This is a genomic window from Microbacterium sp. cx-55, assembly GCF_021117345.1.
Taxonomy (GTDB): Bacteria; Actinomycetota; Actinomycetes; order Actinomycetales; family Microbacteriaceae; genus Microbacterium.
Genome location: NZ_CP088261.1, coordinates 219419 through 235999 on the forward strand (window position 1 = coordinate 219419; position 16581 = coordinate 235999).

Consider the following 16581-nt stretch of genomic DNA (forward strand, 5'->3'; position numbering starts at 1 on the left):
AGATGACCGCATCCCTCGCCGAGCTCGTCAGAACCGCCGGCGACGACGCGGATGCGCTCTACGACGCCTTCCTGTCGTGGGCGGTCGATCGGGGCATCGAGCTCTACCCGGCACAGGACGAGGCGGTCATCGAACTCGTATCGGGCGCGAACGTCGTGCTCTCGACCCCCACCGGCACGGGCAAATCGCTCGTCGCGGTCGCCGCGCACGCTGCCTGCCTCGCCCGCGGCGGTCGCTCCTACTACACGGCGCCGATCAAGGCGCTCGTGAGCGAGAAGTTCTTCGCGCTCGTCGAGATCTTCGGGGCGGAGAACGTGGGCATGGTCACCGGGGACTCGTCGGTGAACCCGGATGCGTCGATCATCTGCTGCACGGCCGAGATCCTCGCGAATCTCGCGCTGCGGCACGGGTCGGATGCGGACGTCGACCAGGTCGTGATGGACGAGTTCCACTACTACGGCGATCCCGATCGCGGGTGGGCGTGGCAGGTGCCGCTGCTCGCCCTGCCGCGCGCGCAGTTCCTGCTGATGTCGGCGACCCTGGGCGACGTGACCCCGATCACGGCAGACCTGGCGCAGCGCACCGGCCGCAGCACCGTCGAGGTCACCGGAGCCGAACGCCCCGTCCCGCTGCACTTCTCCTATGAGCGGCGCCCCGCGCACGAGCTCGTCGAGACGCTGCTCGAGGCGGGCGAAGCACCCATCTACATCGTGCACTTCTCGCAGCTGCAGGCCATGGAACGCGCGCAAGCGCTCGCGAGCGTCAAGGTCACGACCCGCGCGCAGCGCGACGAGATCGCCGAGGCGATCGGCGCGTTCCGCTTCACGACCGCGTTCGGCAAGACGCTGTCGCGACTCGTGCGCTCGGGCATCGGCGTGCACCACGCGGGGATGCTGCCGCGCTACCGACGCCTCGTCGAGACCCTCGCCCAGCAAGGGCTGCTCCGCGTCATCTGCGGCACCGACACCCTCGGGGTCGGCATCAACGTGCCGATCCGCACCGTCCTGCTGACCGCGCTGTCGAAGTTCGACGGCACCAAGATGCGCCAGGTCAGCGCCCGCGAGTTCCACCAGATCGCCGGTCGCGCCGGACGCGCGGGCTACGACACCTACGGCAACGTCGTCGTGATGGCGCCCGAGTGGGAGATCGAGAACGCCGAGTCGCTGCGCCGGGCCGGCGACGACGCCGCGAAGCGCAAGAAGATCGTCCGCAAGAAGGCGCCGGCGGGCGTCGTGAACTGGGGCGAGGGGTCGTTCGAGCGACTCATCGAGGCGCCTCCGGAGCCGCTCGTTCCGCAGATGCAGCTCACCGCCGCGATGCTCATCAACGTCATCGGCCGCGGCGGCGACGTGTTCGCCGACGTCCGCGCGCTCGTGTTCGACAACCACGAACCGCGTGCCCGGCAGCTCGCGCTCGCCCGCCGCGCGCTGGCGATCTTCCGCACGCTCCGCACGGCCGGTGTCGTCGAGGTCGGGCCGGATGGCCGCATCCGGCTCACCGTCGACCTGCAACCCAACTTCGCCCTGAACCAGCCGCTGTCGCCGTTCGCGCTCGCCGCGATCGAATTGCTCGACCCGGAAGACGCCGCGGGGGCCGCCGGGTCGGGGCACTACGCCCTCGACGTCGTGAGCGTCATCGAGGCGACGCTCGACGACCCGCGGCCCGTGCTCAAACAGCAGGAGTTCAAAGCGCGCGGCGAAGCGGTCGGGGCGATGAAGCGCGACGGCATCGAGTACGACGAGCGGATGGCCCTTCTCGAGGAGGTCACGCACCCGAAGCCCCTCGCGGATCTCCTGGCGCAGTCGTTCGAGGTCTTCGCGAGCAGTCAGCCGTGGATCCGGGATTTCGAGCTGCGACCGAAGTCGGTCGTCCGTGACATGTTCGAGCAGGCGTTCTCGTTCGCCGAGTTCGTCTCGTGGTACCAGCTCGGCCGGAGCGAAGGCCTCGTGCTCCGCTACCTCAGCGACGCCTACCGGGCGATCCGGCAGACCGTGCCGTCCGAGGCCCGCACCGACGAACTGCTCGACATCATCGAGTGGCTCGGCGAGCTCGTGCGGCAGGTCGACTCGAGCCTCGTCGATGAGTGGGAGAGCCTCATCCACCCCGAGGCGACGCCGCTCGGTGCCCCGATCGTGCCGCCGGCGCCGCCATCCGTGGTCACCAACCGCCGCGCGTTCACGGTGCTCGTGCGCAACGAGCTGTTCCGCCGGGTGACGCTCGCCGCGCGGCAGCGCGACGACGAGCTCGTGGCGCTCGATCCCGAGATCGACTGGCCGGCCGTGCTCGACGCCTACTTCGACGAGCACGACGAGATCCTCACGGGTGGTCCCGCGCGGTCGCCCGCGCTGTGCACGATCGACGAGTCGGACGCGACCGCCGGTCTCTGGCGCGTGGAGCAGATCCTCGACGATCCGGACGGCAACCACGACTGGCGCATCCGCGCGGAGGTCGACCTCGCTGCATCCGCCGAAGAGGGCACCGCCGTCGTCCGGGTGACCGAGGCCCTGCGCCTGTAGCCGCCGGCCCGGGCTCTGCCGCTGTAGCTGTGGCCGGGTGTCGTCGCGCCTTGTGACGGTACCCGCGGGCGACGTCCCTGCGGGGACTGGGCTGACAACTCCTCCACTTCTCGGGGTTCTCGGCCTAGCGGTGGTCCGGCGTGCGGTTTTGGAGGAGTTACCCGCTGCGGGCAGCCCTGACGCAGGCCGCGCCTGCCGGTGGTCCGCGCGGCGCGGCGGTGGTGGCTGGTGGCCGTCGCGCCGGGGGCCGGCCGATAACTCCTCCACTTCGAGGGGTTTTCGGCCTCGGGGTGGCCCGGCGTGCGGTTTTGGAGGAGTTTGCGGGTCGAAGCGTGCGTGACCCGGGAGCGTCGGCCACGCGAGCGGGCAGGATGGGGGGATGCGCGCACACGTCGGATGGGGGAAGGTCGCGGCCGTCGCGCTCGTCGCGGCCGCCGTACTCACCGGCTGCGCGGCGGAGCGGCCCGTCGGCACCGAACCGGCGTCCGCCGCGCCGACCCCGACCGCCACCCCGACGCCCACTCCGGCGGATCCGATCGCGGGACTCGACCTCGACGAGCGCGTCGGGCAGCTGTTCATGGTCGGCACGTCCGTCGACGGCGCCGACCCGACCACCCTTGCGGCCGTCGCCGATCAGCGTGTCGCCGGCATCTTCCTGCACGGGCGTTCGTCGGCCGGGGCCGGCGCCACCGCCGCGCTCGTCGCCCAGTTCACGGCCGTGCACGATTCCGCATCGCCGCGACTCTGGGTCGCGACCGACCAGGAGGGCGGCGATGTGCAGGTGCTCAGCGGCGACGGGTTCGAGAAGATGCCGACGGCGCTGACGTCCGCTCAGCGCGACGACGCGACCCTGCGGGCCGACGCGGCGCGGTGGGGTGCGCAGCTTCGCGCTGCGGGCATCGACATGAACCTCGCGCCCGTTGCGGATATCGTGACGAGCCCCGAGACCGCCCGCGACAACAAGCCGATCGGCATCTACAACCGCGAGTACGGGTTCGACGAGGCGACTGTCGCCGCGAAGTCCGGTGCGTTCGCGCAGGGGATGCGGGATGCGGGCGTACTGCCGACGCTGAAGCACTTCCCGGGCCTCGGTCGGGTGACCGGCAATACCGACTACGCGGCCGATGTCGTCGACGGCCAGGTCGGCGCCGACTCGCCCGACGTCTCGGTCTACCGCACGCTGCTGCCGCAGGGCCCCGCGGTCGTGATGATGTCGACCGCCGTGTACGACCGGATCGATCCGAGCGCTCCGGCGGCGTTCTCGGCGCCCGTGGTGACGGGGCTCCTCCGCGGCGACCTGGGTTTCGACGGGGTCGTGATGACCGACGACCTCTCGGCTCCCGAGCAGGTGGCGCGGTGGTCGCCGGGTGAACGTGCGACCCTCGCGGTGGATGCGGGCGTCGACCTTCTCCTCGTCTCCGCGGATGCCTCGGTGTTCCCCGAGATGTACGAGGCGGTGCGCTCGCGGGCCGAGTCCGACCCCGCGTTCGCCGAGAAGGTCGACGACGCCGCCCGCCGGGTCGTCGAGTTGAAAGCGGATTTCCCCTGAGCTCGGCAACCCCCTCTTCAGGCGGCATCGCAGCGGTACGTTGGCAGCTCGATCGGTCGAGGGGGAGGAGGCGTCATGGCGTCATCGCGGGAAGATGTGGTCGGGGAAATTCTGGCGTTGAACGGGGAGGATGTTCCGTTCGCGTTCGCGGCGTTCGAGGGTGGTGTGGTCGGGGTCTGGGATTACGCCGACGCGAAGTGGGCCGGCCTGTTGGCGGCGGGGCAGATCAGTCGCGATTACGAGCTGACCGTGACGCTGCACGACGACGGAAGCTACTCGCTCCTCGATGAGACGCACGACACGCAGACCCGGCTCGACACGAAGGGTCTGCATCACGAGCGTTCGTTCTTCAAAGGAACGAAGCGCACCTTCAGCTTCAACGCGTCGTTCGCCCCGATCGCGTCCGATCACGGTCAGGTCGGCAACACGTTCGGGTGGAAGTTCGACACCGAGGAGATGAAGGAGCCCGTCCGCGAGATCCTCACTCGCTACGGATGGATCCCTCGCCACCGATCCTTCCTCGATCGACTCTTCGGGCGCTGACGTCCGGATGCCGGCCCGCCCTCGGCCGGACGGCGGTCCGCCGCCGGCCGGATGACGGGCCGCCGGCAGTCCCGCCGGTCACCGGATGTCCGGTCACCGCGCCATGATGGCGGGGTGACCACCTACCTTGCCTTCCTCCGCGCGATCAATCTTGGGGCGAAGCGCGTCTTCCCGAAGGACGACATCCGCCGCGCGGTGGAGTCCGCCGGCTTCGACGACGTCGTCACGCATCTGAACACGGGCAACGTGCGCTTCACGAGTGGGATGCGGTCGCGCCCCCGTATCGAGGAGGCGCTCGAGCGTGCGTTCCTCGCGGACCGCGGATTCGATGTGCCGACGATCGTGTTCTCCGCCGCCGAGTTCGCGGCGCTCGCCGCGGAGGCCCGCGCGCTCTCGGCGGCGCGCCCGGGACTCGCGCGGCATTACGTGTATCTGCTGAAGGACGAACTCTCGGCGGAGGTGGCGGCGCAGGTCGAGGCGACGTCCGGACCGCTCGGCGAGATGGTGGTGAGCGGTCGCGCGGCGCACGCGCTCCTCGGGCCCGGGTACGCCGACGGCACGGTCGATCCGCTTCGTGCGGCGAAGCTGCTCGGGGTGGCGACCAACCGCAACCTCAACGTCGTCTCGGGTCTCGCCGAGCGCTGGTGCACCTCGACCGACTGAGCCCGGCGACCTCTCCTCCCCAGCGCACGGTTCGGGTCGGCGGATGCGGGCGCGTGCCGCGGCGTCGGACGCGCTCGTTACGCTGGTGAGGTGAACGCATCCCCGACCGACCGACCCGGATGGGATGTTCCGCCCGACGAGTGGGCTCCGCCCGAGTACGACGACGCGCCCCCGCCTTACGACGAGGCGCCGCCCTACGACGACGTCCCCGCGTTCGATCCCGCGGTCGCTCCGCCGGACGACGGGTGGGTGCCCCCGACCGACGAGCCGTGGGCGTTGGCGCAACCGGATGCGGCCGCCCCGCGCCGTGACTTCACCGGCGCCGATCCGCTCACGGTGTTGAAAGAGGTCTACGGCTACGACGCCTTCCGCGGCGACCAGGCCGAGATCGTCGCGCAGGTCGTGGGTGGTGCCGACGCGATCGTGCTGATGCCCACCGGTGGCGGAAAGAGCGTGACCTACCAGGTGCCCGCGCTCGTGCGCCCGGGCACGGGTCTCGTCGTCAGCCCGCTGATCGCCCTCATGCACGATCAGGTCGAAGCGCTTCGCGCGAACGGCGTGAATGCCGCCTACCTGAACTCGACGCAGAGTCAGGCCGAGCGCATGTCGGTCGAGCGGTCCTACGTGGCCGGCGAGATCGACCTGCTCTATGTCGCCCCTGAGCGTCTCACGCTCTCGTCGACCGCCGCGCTCCTCGCCCGCGGCCGTCTAAGCGTGATCGCGATCGACGAGGCCCACTGCGTGTCGCAGTGGGGTCACGACTTCCGCCCCGACTACCTCGCCCTCGGATCGCTCGGCGAGCAGTTCCCGGGCGTTCCGCGGATGGCGCTGACGGCGACCGCGACGCACGCCACGCACCAGGAGATCACCGAGCGCCTGCAGTTGCGTGAGGCGAAGCATTTCGTCGCGAGCTTCGATCGCCCCAACATCCAGTACCGCATCGACCCCAAGGTCGAGCCGCGCAAGCAGCTGGTCGGCTTCATCCGCTCCCAGCCCGAGGGCTCGGCGGGCATCGTCTACGCACTGAGCCGCAAGAGCGTCGAGCAGACCGCGGAGTATCTGCGCGCGCAGGGCCTCGATGCGCTGCCGTACCACGCGGGTCTTCCGGCCGAGACGCGGGCTCGCAACCAGTCCCGGTTCCTCCGCGATGACGGGGTCATCATGGTGGCGACGATCGCGTTCGGCATGGGAATCGACAAGCCGGATGTGCGCTTCGTGGCGCACATCGACCTGCCGAAGTCCGTCGAGGGGTACTACCAGGAGACCGGCCGTGCCGGTCGTGACGGCGAGCCGTCGGTCGTGTGGATGGCGTACGGCCTCGGCGATGTCGTGCAGCAGCGTCGGATGATCGATCAGAGCCCCGGTGATCGCACCTACAAGATGCGGCTCGGCCAGCACCTCGACGCCATGCTGGCGCTGTGCGAGACGGTGGCCTGCCGCCGTCAGAACCTGCTCGGTTACTTCGGCCAGCAGTCCGAACCCTGCGGAAACTGCGACACCTGCCTGACCCCGCCCGAGACGTACGACGGGCTCGTGCCGGCGCAGAAGCTGCTCTCGACCGTCGTGCGGTTGCAGCGCGAGCGCAACCAGTCGTTCGGTGCGGGTCAGATCATCGACATCCTCCGCGGTGCCGACACCGAACGCATCCGCCAGCAACGTCACAAGGAGATCGCCACCTACGGGATCGGCGCCGACCTCACCGAGCAGGACTGGCGGAGCGTCGTGCGGCAGTTGCTCGCACGCGGGATTCTCGTGGCACAGGGCGACTACGGCACCCTGGCGCTCGGCGAGTCGGCGGCCGCCGTGCTCCGCGGTGACGAGCAAGTGCCGCTGCGGCGCGACACCATCGGCCGCACGGCCAGCGCACCGCGTGCGCGGCGGGCCTCCGCATCCGATGCCCTTCCCGAGGGTGATCGCGGACTGTTCGAGGCGCTGCGCGAGTGGCGCGCGCAGACGGCGCGCGAGCAGGGCGTGCCGGCGTACATCGTGTTCGGCGATGCGACGCTCCGTGCGCTCGCCGAACATCGCCCAGGGTCGCTCGCAGATCTCGACGGCATCAGCGGTATCGGCGCGAAGAAGAAGGATGCCTACGGGCAGGCCGTCCTCGACGTGATCGCCGCGGGCTGAGCGCGATTTCGGCGACGGTGTAGCCGACACACAACCGCAGACGCCCTCGGGCGGCCCCAGGTTTGTACGCATCGTGCAACCGAGTTGGGAAGCTGTTGTGGCCCTTCTACGTTTTACGTGATGTGCGCTCGTCCTCGACGGAGCGCCTCCCGTCTCCGCAACGAAGGGTGATGCCATGGTTGACGCCGTCGTCCGAACCGAAAAGCCCGCCACCAGCCGCCGCACTCCGGCCGGAGGAGCGCCGACCGCGCCGCACTCCGCCGCCGAGGCCGCCGAGCCCCGGATCAACGTGGCCGAGGTCACCGATCTGCTGCTGGGCACCTGGGCCGACACGCGCCGCGAGGCGCGCGAGATGATCAAGGACCCCGCGTTCTGGAACATCGAGGGTCAGACCGTGGCCGAGCAGCGCGAACGCGTGCTCGGCCAGCTGCGCCTCATCGTCGACGCGGGCGCCGCGGCCCGTTCCTACCCACCCGAGTACGGCGGACTGGGTGACAACGGGGCCAACATCGCCGGCTTCGAGGAGCTCGTGCTCGCCGATCCGAGCCTGCAGATCAAGGCCGGCGTGCAGTGGGGGCTCTTCGGCTCCGCCATCCTGCAGCTGGGCACCAAGAAGCACCACGACAAGTGGCTGGGGGATGCGGCGTCGCTCGCTCTTCCGGGTGCGTTCGCGATGACCGAGACCGGCCACGGCTCGGATGTGGCGGCGGTCGGAACCACGGCGACCTACGACGCCGAGACCGAGGAGTTCGTCATCCACACGCCGTTCCGCGGTGCCTGGAAGGATTACCTCGGCAACGCGGCCCTGCACGGCCGCGCGGCCACCGTGTTCGCGCAGCTCATCACGGGCGGCGTGAATTACGGCGTGCACTGCTTCTTCGTGCCGATCCGTGACGAGAGCGGTGCGTTCCTCGACGGCGTCGGCGGCGAAGACGACGGCGTCAAGGGTGGCCTCAACGGCATCGACAACGGCCGTCTCCACTTCGATCACGTGCGGGTTCCGCGCGAGAACCTGCTCAACCGTTACGGCGACGTCGCCCCCGATGGCAGCTACTCGAGCGAGATCGACAGCCCCGGCCGTCGCTTCTTCACGATGCTCGGCGCGCTGGTGCAGGGCCGGGTGTCGCTCGACGGTTCGGCGACGACCGCATCCGCCCTCGCCCTCTACATCGCGGTGACGTACGGCAACCAGCGCCGCCAGTTCGACTCCGGCTCGGGCACGTCCGAGGTCGTGCTCCTCGACTACGGCCGGCACCAGCGTCGACTGCTGCCGAGGCTCGCCACGGCGTACGCGCAGGCGTTCGCGCACGACGAGTTCCTGAAGAAGTTCGATGGTGTCTTCTCCGGCCGCAGCGACACCGACGCGGAGCGCGAAGACCTCGAGACCCTCGCGGCCGCGCTGAAGCCCCTCAGCACGTGGAACGCGCTCGACACGATCCAGGAGGCGCGCGAAGCGTGCGGAGGCTCCGGGTTCCTCGCCGAGAACCGGCTCGTCGGTCTGCACCACGACCTCGACGTCTACACGACGTTCGAGGGCGACAACAACGTGCTGCTGCAGCTCGTCGGAAAGCGGCTGCTGAGCGACTACGGCCGACAGTTCAAGGGCAAGGACACGGCAGCGCTCGCCCGCTACGCGGTCGGTCAGACCGCCGGCAAGGTGTTCCACAACGCGGGTCTGCGACAGCTGGGGCAATCCGTCACCGATTTCGGGTCGACCGCGCGGTCGGTGGAGCTCGGCCTCCGCGAGGAGCAGCAGCGGGAGTTGCTGACCACGCGCGTGCACACGATGGTCGCCGACGTCGCCGCGCGTCTGCGCCCGGCGAGCAAGCTGTCACCGGCTGAGGCGGCGGCGCTGTTCAACGAGAACCAGTCCGATCTGATCGAGGCGGCCCGGGCACACGGCGAGCTGCTGCAGTGGGAGGCGTTCACCGACGCGATCCACCGGGTCAGCGACGACGGCACGCTGCAGGTGCTCACCTGGCTCCGCGACCTGTTCGGTCTCTCGCTCATCGAGAAGCACCTGGCCTGGTATCTCCTGTCCGGGCGTCTGTCGGCGCAGCGGGCCGGGGCGGTGTCGCGCTACATCGGGCGCCTCTGCACGCGGCTGCGGCCGCACGCGCAGGATCTCGTCGACGGCTGGGGCTTCGCCCCCGAGCACGTGCGCGCGCCCATCGCATCGGGTGCCGAGCAGGAACGTCAGGACGAGGCCCGCGCCTACATGGCGGCGCTCGCCGCGTCGGGCAATGCGCCCGTCTCGGAGAAGTCGCTCAAGAAGAAGTGACCGCGCGGGCGGCGCCGCATCCGGCCCGGATGTCGGCGCCGCCCGTTAGCGTGTGAGGGTGACTGACGTGATCCTCGGCTCCGACGGGCGTGCCCGCTGCGCGTGGGCGGGCACCGACGCCGAGTACGTTCGCTACCACGACGAGGAGTGGGGTCGCCCGCTCCACGGCGACCGGCCGCTGTTCGAGAAGGCCAGCCTCGAGGGGTTCCAGGCCGGGCTCAGCTGGCTGACGATTCTGCGCAAGCGCCCCCGTTTCCGCGCGGTGTTCGCCGACTTCGAGCCGGCCGTGGTCGCCGGATTCGGCCCCGACGACATCGAACGGTTGATGGCGGATGCGGGGATCGTGCGCAATCGCGCGAAGATCGAGGCCGTCATCGGCAACGCCCAGCGGGTGCACGAGATGGCCCCGGGCGAGTTCGACGCGCTGATGTGGTCGTTCGCGCCGACCGTTCCCGGTGACCGCCCGGCGACGTTCGCCGACGTTCCCGCGACGACACCCGAGTCGGTCGCCCTCAGCAAAGAGCTACGGCGACGAGGGTTCCGCTTCGTCGGGCCGACGACGATGTACGCGCTGATGCAGTCCTCGGGCATGGTCGACGATCATGTCGTCGGATGCTGGCGCGCCGCCTGACGCGTTCGCCTGACGCCGCGTGACGCCTGGCGTGCATGCCTGACCCGGCGCACCGCCGGACGGGTGCGACCGACCCGCGCGGCCGCCGGTTTCCGGTCAGCGTCCGGCGTCGAACAGGTGCCGGGCGCCCTTGCCGATCACCTTGACGACGACGCCGCGGCGGTGCAGTTCGGCCACCGTGCGGGTCTCTTCGTCGATGTCGCGGCCGAGCGCGTGCACGCTCGTTACGACGAGCACGTCTCCGGCATCCAAGCGTCCGATCAGGCGCCCGAGCCGGGCCTCCCAGCCCTCGAGGATGTCGGGCGCGGGATGGCGGAATCCTTCGATGGGCACGCCGTAGCGGGTGAGTTCGTCGCGCTGCGCGACGACCGAGGGCATGTCGGGGCGGTTGACCACGAGCCCGACGAGCCGCGACCCCGCGGGACGGGCGCGCCACCAGTTGCGATCGGACTGCAGCTCGGTGAAGCACTTCGGGCACTCGGCGGCGGTATGCGGCAGATGCAGGGGGCTCGTCACCGCGTGCTCGACGGCCGGATCTTGCGCGGCGTGCGTGTGCGCGCCGTCGTCCGGTGCGTCCCGATCAGGTATGGCCGCGTCGCTCATGATGCCCCGTTCGTCGTCCCCACTGCGTCCATTCTCCCTCGGCGGCCGGCCCTCGCGGTACGCCCTACTCGATGTCGTCGTCGGTGAGCCGAAGTTCCAGGCTGAGCTGGTCGGCGTCGAGTTCGGCGAGGGCGTGGCGGAGCGCCGCCGTGCTGAAGGTGCCGGTGCGTCCGACCTCGATCAGGCGCCTCCGCATGGTCTCGATGAGCGCGAGGCGCAGCTCGAGCATCTCGCGCGCGGTGGCGGTCGATTCGTCGTCGGGGGGTTGCGCCATCCGCAGTCCGACCGTGTCGACGAGGTGCGGCGAGAACGTGCTGCCGTCGCGGCGGACGAGTGCCGGATCGCCGAGCGAGGCCACCGCCGCGGTGCGCAGTTCGGCGTCGAGGCGCAGCTGCTCTTCCGGAGTGGGTCCGGCGGCGGTGGGCGGGATGCGGAGCAATCGAACGAGACCCGGCAGGGTGAATCCCTGGAGCAGCAAGCTGATGATCGCCACCATGAACGCCACGAAGATGAGCAGCGGGCGGTGCTCGGTGTTGGCGGGAAGCGTCTGCGCGGCCGCGAGGGTCACCACGCCGCGCATGCCGGCCCAGACGATCACGGTGCCGTGCTTCCACCCGAGCGGAGACGCGCGGTAGTAGTCGAGATCGGCGCTCATGCGCTGCATCCGGCGCCGGACCATGGCGAGGCGTGCGGTCATCCGGGCGGGGTCGGACGATCCGCGCGGGGGAATGCGCCCCGCCTCGACGTCATCGATACGTTCGTTCATGCGGTCGAAGTCGACGGCGTCGTAGCGGCGCGCGCGTCGCCCCTGCCGCCAGATGATGAACGACACGTACACGGCACGGACGAGCAGGATGATGCCGAGCGAGGCGAACGCGAGCCATGTTCCGTGCCAGAGACCGTCGTGCTCGGTGAGGTTCTTCGAGACGACGTCGGTGAGCTCCAGCCCCATGATGAGGAAGACGCCGCCCTCGAGCACGAGTTCGATCGTGCGCCAGTTGATCTCATCCGACAGGCGCTGATCCGGGGTGAAGAAGCGGGCCGCGCCCTGGCCGGTGACGATTCCCGCGACGACGGCCGCGACGAGTCCCGATCCGCCCAGGTATTCGGTCGGCAGGTAGGCGATGAAGGGCACCGTGAAGCTGATCGCCGTGTTCGCGGCGGAGTTCGCCACCCAGGCGCGCAGGCGCAGGTTCACGAAGCCGACGACGGCGCCCATCACGATCGCGATGAGCACACCCCAGACGAAAGTGCCGACGGCATCCGCGAAGGCGAAGCCGCTCGCCACGGCGACCGTGGCGGTGCGCAGCAGCACCAGCGCCGTCGCGTCGTTGAGGAGGCTCTCGCCCTCGAGCAGGGTGACGACGCGGGGGGAGATGCCCACGCGCTTCACGATCGAGGTCGCGACGGCATCGGTCGGCGACAGGATGGCGCCGAGCGCGATGCCGACGGGCAGGCTGAGCCCCGGGATGACCCAGGTGAAGAAGATGCCGAGGAGCACCGCGCTGCCCACCACGAGCAGCACGGAGAGCCCGGCGATGGGGCGGAAGTCCCGGCGGAACTCGATCGCCGGCAGCTGCACGGCGGAGGAGTAGAGCAGGGGCGGCAGCACCCCGACCAGGATCCACTCCGGGTCGATCGGGGGGATGTCGGGCACGAACGGCAGGGCGGCCAGCAGCAGACCGATCGCGACGAGCACCAGCGGGCCGGCGATGTTCAGCCGACGGCCGAGCGCGGTCACGACCGCGACGATCACGACGCCGAGGATGACGACGACGAGTTCTCCCATCTCAGAGAGCCCCGAGCGCGTGCACGGCGTCGCGTTCTTCGACGAGTTCGGCGGTCGACGCGTCGATGCGCGCGCGGGCGCGATCGTCGATGGTCAGGCCCTCGACGATGCGGTAGCCGGAGCCGTCGGAGGTGACGGGGAACGAGGAGAACAGCCCCGCGGGCACGCCGTACTCGCCGTGCGAGACGACCGCGGCGGAGGTCCAGCCGCGGGCCTCGGACGTGCCGAGCACGTCGTCGCGCACGTGGGTGATGGCCGCGTTCGCGGCGGACGCGACCGACGACGAGCCGCGCACCTCGATGATCTCGGCGCCGCGCCCCGCGACCCGCGGGATGAACTCGTCGTCCACCCAGCGCGCGGCCGCATCCGCTCCGCCGAATCGCTCTTCCAGGGCGCGGAGCGCGGGCGTGCCCGCGACGGTCGCGTGCGAGATGTCGGGGAACTGGGTCGCCGAGTGGTTGCCCCAGATGGCGACGTCGCGCACGACTCCGACGGGGGCGTCGAGCGTCGCCGCGAGCTGCGCGGCCGCGCGGTTGTGGTCGAGGCGCGTGAGGGCGCTGAAGCGTTCGGGCGGCACTCCGGGGGCGGATGCGGAGGCGATCAGCGCATTCGTGTTCGCGGGGTTGCCGACGACGACCGCGCGCACGTCATCGGCCGCGTGTGCGGCGATCGCGGCGCCCTGGGGCCCGAAGATGCCGGCGTTGGCGGCGAGCAGGTCGCGGCGCTCCATTCCCGGGCCGCGGGGTCGCGCTCCGACGAGGAGCGCGATGTTGCAACCGTCGAACGCGACCGCGGGGTCTTCCGTGATCTCCACATCGTGCAGCAGCTCGAACGCGCCATCCTGAAGCTCGAGCGCGGCACCCTCGGCGGAGCGGATGCCGGGACGCACCTCGAGCAGCCGCAGGCGCACGGGCCGATCCGCGCCCAGCATGTCGCCCGCAGCGATCCGGAAGAGCAGCGCGTAGCCGATCTGCCCCCCGGCGCCGGTGATCGTGATGGTCGTGACCGCAGCCGTCATACGCCCGAGCATATGGCGCACGCGGCCGCACCGCCGCTCCCGAGCGATCCGGAGGCGCACGGTACCGTGAAGTCATGACGGTGAACGAGATCGACGATGTGCTGTACCCGCCGATCGAGCCGTACGCCACGGGCGAGCTGCTCGTCGGCGACGGGCAGCGGGTGTACTGGGAGCAGTCCGGAAACCCCGACGGAAAGCCGGTCGTCTTCCTCCACGGCGGGCCGGGTGCGGGGACCTCGCCCTGGCAGCGGCGCTTCTTCGACCCCGAGCGCTACCGGATCGTGCTGTTCGATCAGCGCGGATGCGGGCGGTCCACGCCGCACGCGAGCGACCCGGCCGCCGACCTGCGGTTCAACACGACGTGGCACCTGGTCGGCGACCTCGAACTGCTCCGCCGCAACCTCGGCATCTCGACGTGGCAGGTGTTCGGCGGATCCTGGGGCAGCGCGCTCGCCCTCGCCTACGCGCAGGCGCATCCGGAGGTCGTCAGCGAACTCGTGCTGCGCGGCATCTTCACGCTTCGCCGCCACGAACTCGAGTGGTTCTACGAGGGCGGCGCATCGGCGATCTTCCCCGATCTGTGGGAGGACTACCTCGCCGCGATCCCCGTGCTGGAGCGCAACCACTTGATCGACGCCTATCACCGGCGGCTGTTCGATCCGGATCCGGCCGTGCACCGCCCGGCCGCGCTCGCGTGGACCCGCTGGGAAGCATCGACGCTGACGCTGCGTCCCGATCCCGACCTCGTCGCCTCGATGACGGATGCGGATGCCGCCACCGCCTTCGCGCGGATCGAGAACCACTACTTCGTCAACGCGGGATGGTTCCGCGAAGGACAGCTCATCGACGAGGTCGACCGCATCCGGCACATCCCCGCCGTGATCGTGCAGGGGCGGTACGACGTCTGCACGCCGATCATGACGGCATGGGATCTGCACCGCGCCTGGCCCGAGGCGGAGCTCGCCGTGATCGACGATGCGTCGCACTCGGCGACCGAGCCCGGGATCGCTGCCGCCCTGCGCGCGGCGACCGACCGCTTCGCGGGCTGACCGGCGGGAGTGCCCGCTCTCTCTGGGCGGACCCGCTCTACCCGCGCCGCCGCGCGCTCACGCGCCCATCGCGCGGATCAGTGTCGCGATGAGGCGCAGCGGCGATCGGCCGATCAGGTAGCGGGTGAGTCCTTCGCTCACGGCCGTCGAGGTGCGTGAGGTCACGAACCACGGGGGCGTGGGGAGCACGCTGAACCGCCCGCGACCCAGTGAACGCGGGAACGGGCGGAAGGGGCCGCGCAGAACGGACCGCTCGACCCCCGCCAGGAGCAGGGTGTTGTGCACGATCCCGAGGCCGCTGCCCACGTCGTCGAGGGTGCTTCCGGGGAAAGCGCCCCAGGACAGGATCGGCGTCGCGAACACCACGCCCGTCCAAGCGTTGATCGCGATGCCGCCGTAACGCAGGTCGGCGATCGCCCGGTCGAGGTCGTCGCCGAGGTCGCGCTCCGTGGCCGGGTCGATCAGGACGTTGGCCCCCAGGGTGCCGGTCAGCCGCTCGTTCGCGTGCGCGATCGCGGCGCGCAGGAAGTCGCCGCCGTGACCACCCAGCTCGACGACGCCCAGCACGGGCGCGAAGTACTCCGTCGTCTCGATCGGATGCGGATCGTCACCGGCGGCGACCTCCACGAGCAGGCGCCCGCCCCCGGCCTGCTGCGCGCCGGGGTAGGTGGCACCCGCGGCGGTGAGGCGCTCCGCGGCGTGCGGGTACCAGACGGGGCGCGCGGGAGCAGCGGCGTAGGCGGTCTCCAACGCCCGGAGGAACGCGTCGCGCTGCGGCCAGTCCCGGCTGAGGAGCACGACCTGGCCGGCGATGCAGTTGTGGCCGCTGTTGTGCAGCCGCATGGTGGCGATGTGCTCCGCCTGGAAACGCAGGTCGGCATCGGTCCACGGCCCGGGCACGACGATGATCGGCGAGACCCCGCCGAGCTCGGCCGTGATGGGGGTGGTGAGGAGCGGTTCTCCGGACGCGCGGCGGGCGACCGCATCCGGCCCCGTTCCCCACACGATCGCGTCGAACGTGGTCGCCGAGCCCGTGATGTGCACGTGCGCGAACGACGGATGCCGGGTCAAATACGCGCCGACCGGTCCGCCTCCGCGGACGATGCGTACGAAGCCGGCGTCGATCAGCGGCGCGAGCGCCCGCTCGAACACGGGTACGAGGGCGTCCTGCGTGGGATTGACCTTCAGCAGCCCGACCCGGTTCTCGGCGAGCAGTTCGTACAGCACATCGAGCACGGGGATCGCGGTGATGTTGCCGGCACCGAGCACGAGCCCGACGCCCGCCGGAGCCCCCGGGTCGAGTTGGCCGAGGCCCGCCGCACGCGCGGCCGACCCGGCATCCACGCCCGGCCGGAACCAGACCTCGCCGGTGTGCCCCGACAGCAGCAAGGCGTCGATCGCGCTCGCCGGAAAGACGTGCGCCCGGATGCGGTCGTCCGGAGCGGCGTCGATGCGCACGCCGTCGAGCGGGCTCGCGCCGCGGGCGAGCGTGCGCAGCGTGCGCAGATAGCCATCGAGCGCGCTGAGGACGGCGTACGGGCCCGAGAGCCACTCCTCGCCGCGCAGCGGATGGCGCGCGTCGAGGCCCTTGGAGGCGGCGGCGATCGTGGCCCATTCCTCCGCGACGGCGCCGACGGCATCCCGCACCTGGTCGAGCAGCGACGCCCGCTGGTCGAGGCGCAGAGTCGACCACGCGTCGGCCCCCGTGGCGAGCTCGTCGATCGCCAGATCGAGCGCGGCGGTCTCGGCATCCGAGAGTTCGGATGGGGCAGGGCTGATCGAGGTCACGGCGCTCTCCTTCGGGCGGCCGCC

At 70.7% G+C, this 16581-nt stretch carries 12 protein-coding genes; 8 read left to right on the forward strand and 4 right to left on the reverse strand.

The window, feature by feature from the left end:
* Positions 1–2 precede the first annotated feature (2 nt).
* The 7 genes from LQ938_RS01030 (at position 3) to LQ938_RS01060 (ending at position 10310) form a co-directional block, all read left to right on the forward strand.
* A complete protein-coding gene (locus tag LQ938_RS01030) occupies positions 3–2516 on the forward strand; it encodes a DEAD/DEAH box helicase (RefSeq protein ID WP_223722211.1) in 2514 nt (837 codons plus the stop codon).
* 379 nt (positions 2517–2895) lie between these two features.
* Positions 2896–4065 (forward strand): glycoside hydrolase family 3 N-terminal domain-containing protein, encoded by a 1170-nt coding sequence (locus LQ938_RS01035; RefSeq protein ID WP_223722212.1) that lies wholly within the window; start codon positions 2896–2898, stop codon positions 4063–4065.
* A 75-nt stretch (positions 4066–4140) separates the two neighbouring features.
* Complete coding sequence (locus LQ938_RS01040) at positions 4141–4608, forward strand: hypothetical protein (protein WP_223722213.1); 468 nt, start codon at positions 4141–4143, stop codon at positions 4606–4608.
* Positions 4609–4722: 114 nt separating this feature from the next.
* Entirely contained in the window at positions 4723–5271 is a 549-nt protein-coding gene (locus tag LQ938_RS01045; protein ID WP_223722214.1) for a DUF1697 domain-containing protein, read from the forward strand.
* 90 nt (positions 5272–5361) lie between these two features.
* A complete protein-coding gene (gene recQ, locus LQ938_RS01050) occupies positions 5362–7398 on the forward strand; it encodes a DNA helicase RecQ (protein WP_223722215.1) in 2037 nt (678 codons plus the stop codon).
* 175 nt (positions 7399–7573) lie between these two features.
* A complete protein-coding gene (locus tag LQ938_RS01055; RefSeq protein WP_223722216.1) occupies positions 7574–9679 on the forward strand; it encodes an acyl-CoA dehydrogenase family protein in 2106 nt (701 codons plus the stop codon).
* Between the two features lie 52 nt (positions 9680–9731).
* Entirely contained in the window at positions 9732–10310 is a 579-nt protein-coding gene (locus LQ938_RS01060; RefSeq protein ID WP_374197472.1) for a DNA-3-methyladenine glycosylase I, read from the forward strand.
* Between the two features lie 96 nt (positions 10311–10406).
* Here the strand turns inward: LQ938_RS01060 and LQ938_RS01065 are convergent, their stop codons facing one another.
* From LQ938_RS01065 to LQ938_RS01075, 3 genes are all read right to left on the reverse strand, one after another.
* The gene (locus tag LQ938_RS01065) at positions 10407–10913 is read right to left on the reverse strand and encodes a recombinase family protein (protein WP_223722218.1); all 507 of its coding nucleotides are present in this window, start codon (positions 10911–10913) and stop codon (positions 10407–10409) included.
* Between the two features lie 64 nt (positions 10914–10977).
* Positions 10978–12702, reverse strand: a complete 1725-nt coding sequence (locus LQ938_RS01070; RefSeq protein WP_223722219.1) for a cation:proton antiporter — start codon at positions 12700–12702, stop codon at positions 10978–10980.
* 1 nt (position 12703) lies between these two features.
* Positions 12704–13720 carry a malate dehydrogenase gene (locus tag LQ938_RS01075; RefSeq protein WP_223722220.1) on the reverse strand — a complete coding sequence of 339 codons (1017 nt, stop codon included), beginning with the start codon at positions 13718–13720 and terminating at the stop codon, positions 12704–12706.
* A 74-nt stretch (positions 13721–13794) separates the two neighbouring features.
* Between LQ938_RS01075 and pip the strand changes: the two genes are divergently transcribed.
* On the forward strand, positions 13795–14769 hold the full coding sequence (pip, locus tag LQ938_RS01080) for a prolyl aminopeptidase (protein ID WP_223722221.1): 975 nt from the start codon (positions 13795–13797) through the stop codon (positions 14767–14769).
* Between the two features lie 57 nt (positions 14770–14826).
* On the opposite strand, the gene LQ938_RS01085 is transcribed toward pip, so the two are convergent.
* On the reverse strand, positions 14827–16557 hold the full coding sequence (locus LQ938_RS01085) for an aldehyde dehydrogenase family protein (protein WP_223722222.1): 1731 nt from the start codon (positions 16555–16557) through the stop codon (positions 14827–14829).
* Positions 16558–16581 lie beyond the last annotated feature (24 nt).

Coding starts and splice junctions, on each gene's coding strand:
- LQ938_RS01075 (WP_223722220.1), bottom strand. CDS start 13,720: ATGACGGCTGCGGTCACGACCATCACGATCACCGGCGCCGGGGGGCAG.
- LQ938_RS01065 (WP_223722218.1), bottom strand. CDS start 10,913: ATGAGCGACGCGGCCATACCTGATCGGGACGCACCGGACGACGGCGCG.
- pip (WP_223722221.1), top strand. CDS start 13,795: ATGACGGTGAACGAGATCGACGATGTGCTGTACCCGCCGATCGAGCCG.
- LQ938_RS01055 (WP_223722216.1), top strand. CDS start 7,574: ATGGTTGACGCCGTCGTCCGAACCGAAAAGCCCGCCACCAGCCGCCGC.
- LQ938_RS01030 (WP_223722211.1), top strand. CDS start 3: ATGACCGCATCCCTCGCCGAGCTCGTCAGAACCGCCGGCGACGACGCG.
- LQ938_RS01040 (WP_223722213.1), top strand. CDS start 4,141: ATGGCGTCATCGCGGGAAGATGTGGTCGGGGAAATTCTGGCGTTGAAC.
- LQ938_RS01070 (WP_223722219.1), bottom strand. CDS start 12,702: ATGGGAGAACTCGTCGTCGTCATCCTCGGCGTCGTGATCGTCGCGGTC.
- LQ938_RS01035 (WP_223722212.1), top strand. CDS start 2,896: ATGCGCGCACACGTCGGATGGGGGAAGGTCGCGGCCGTCGCGCTCGTC.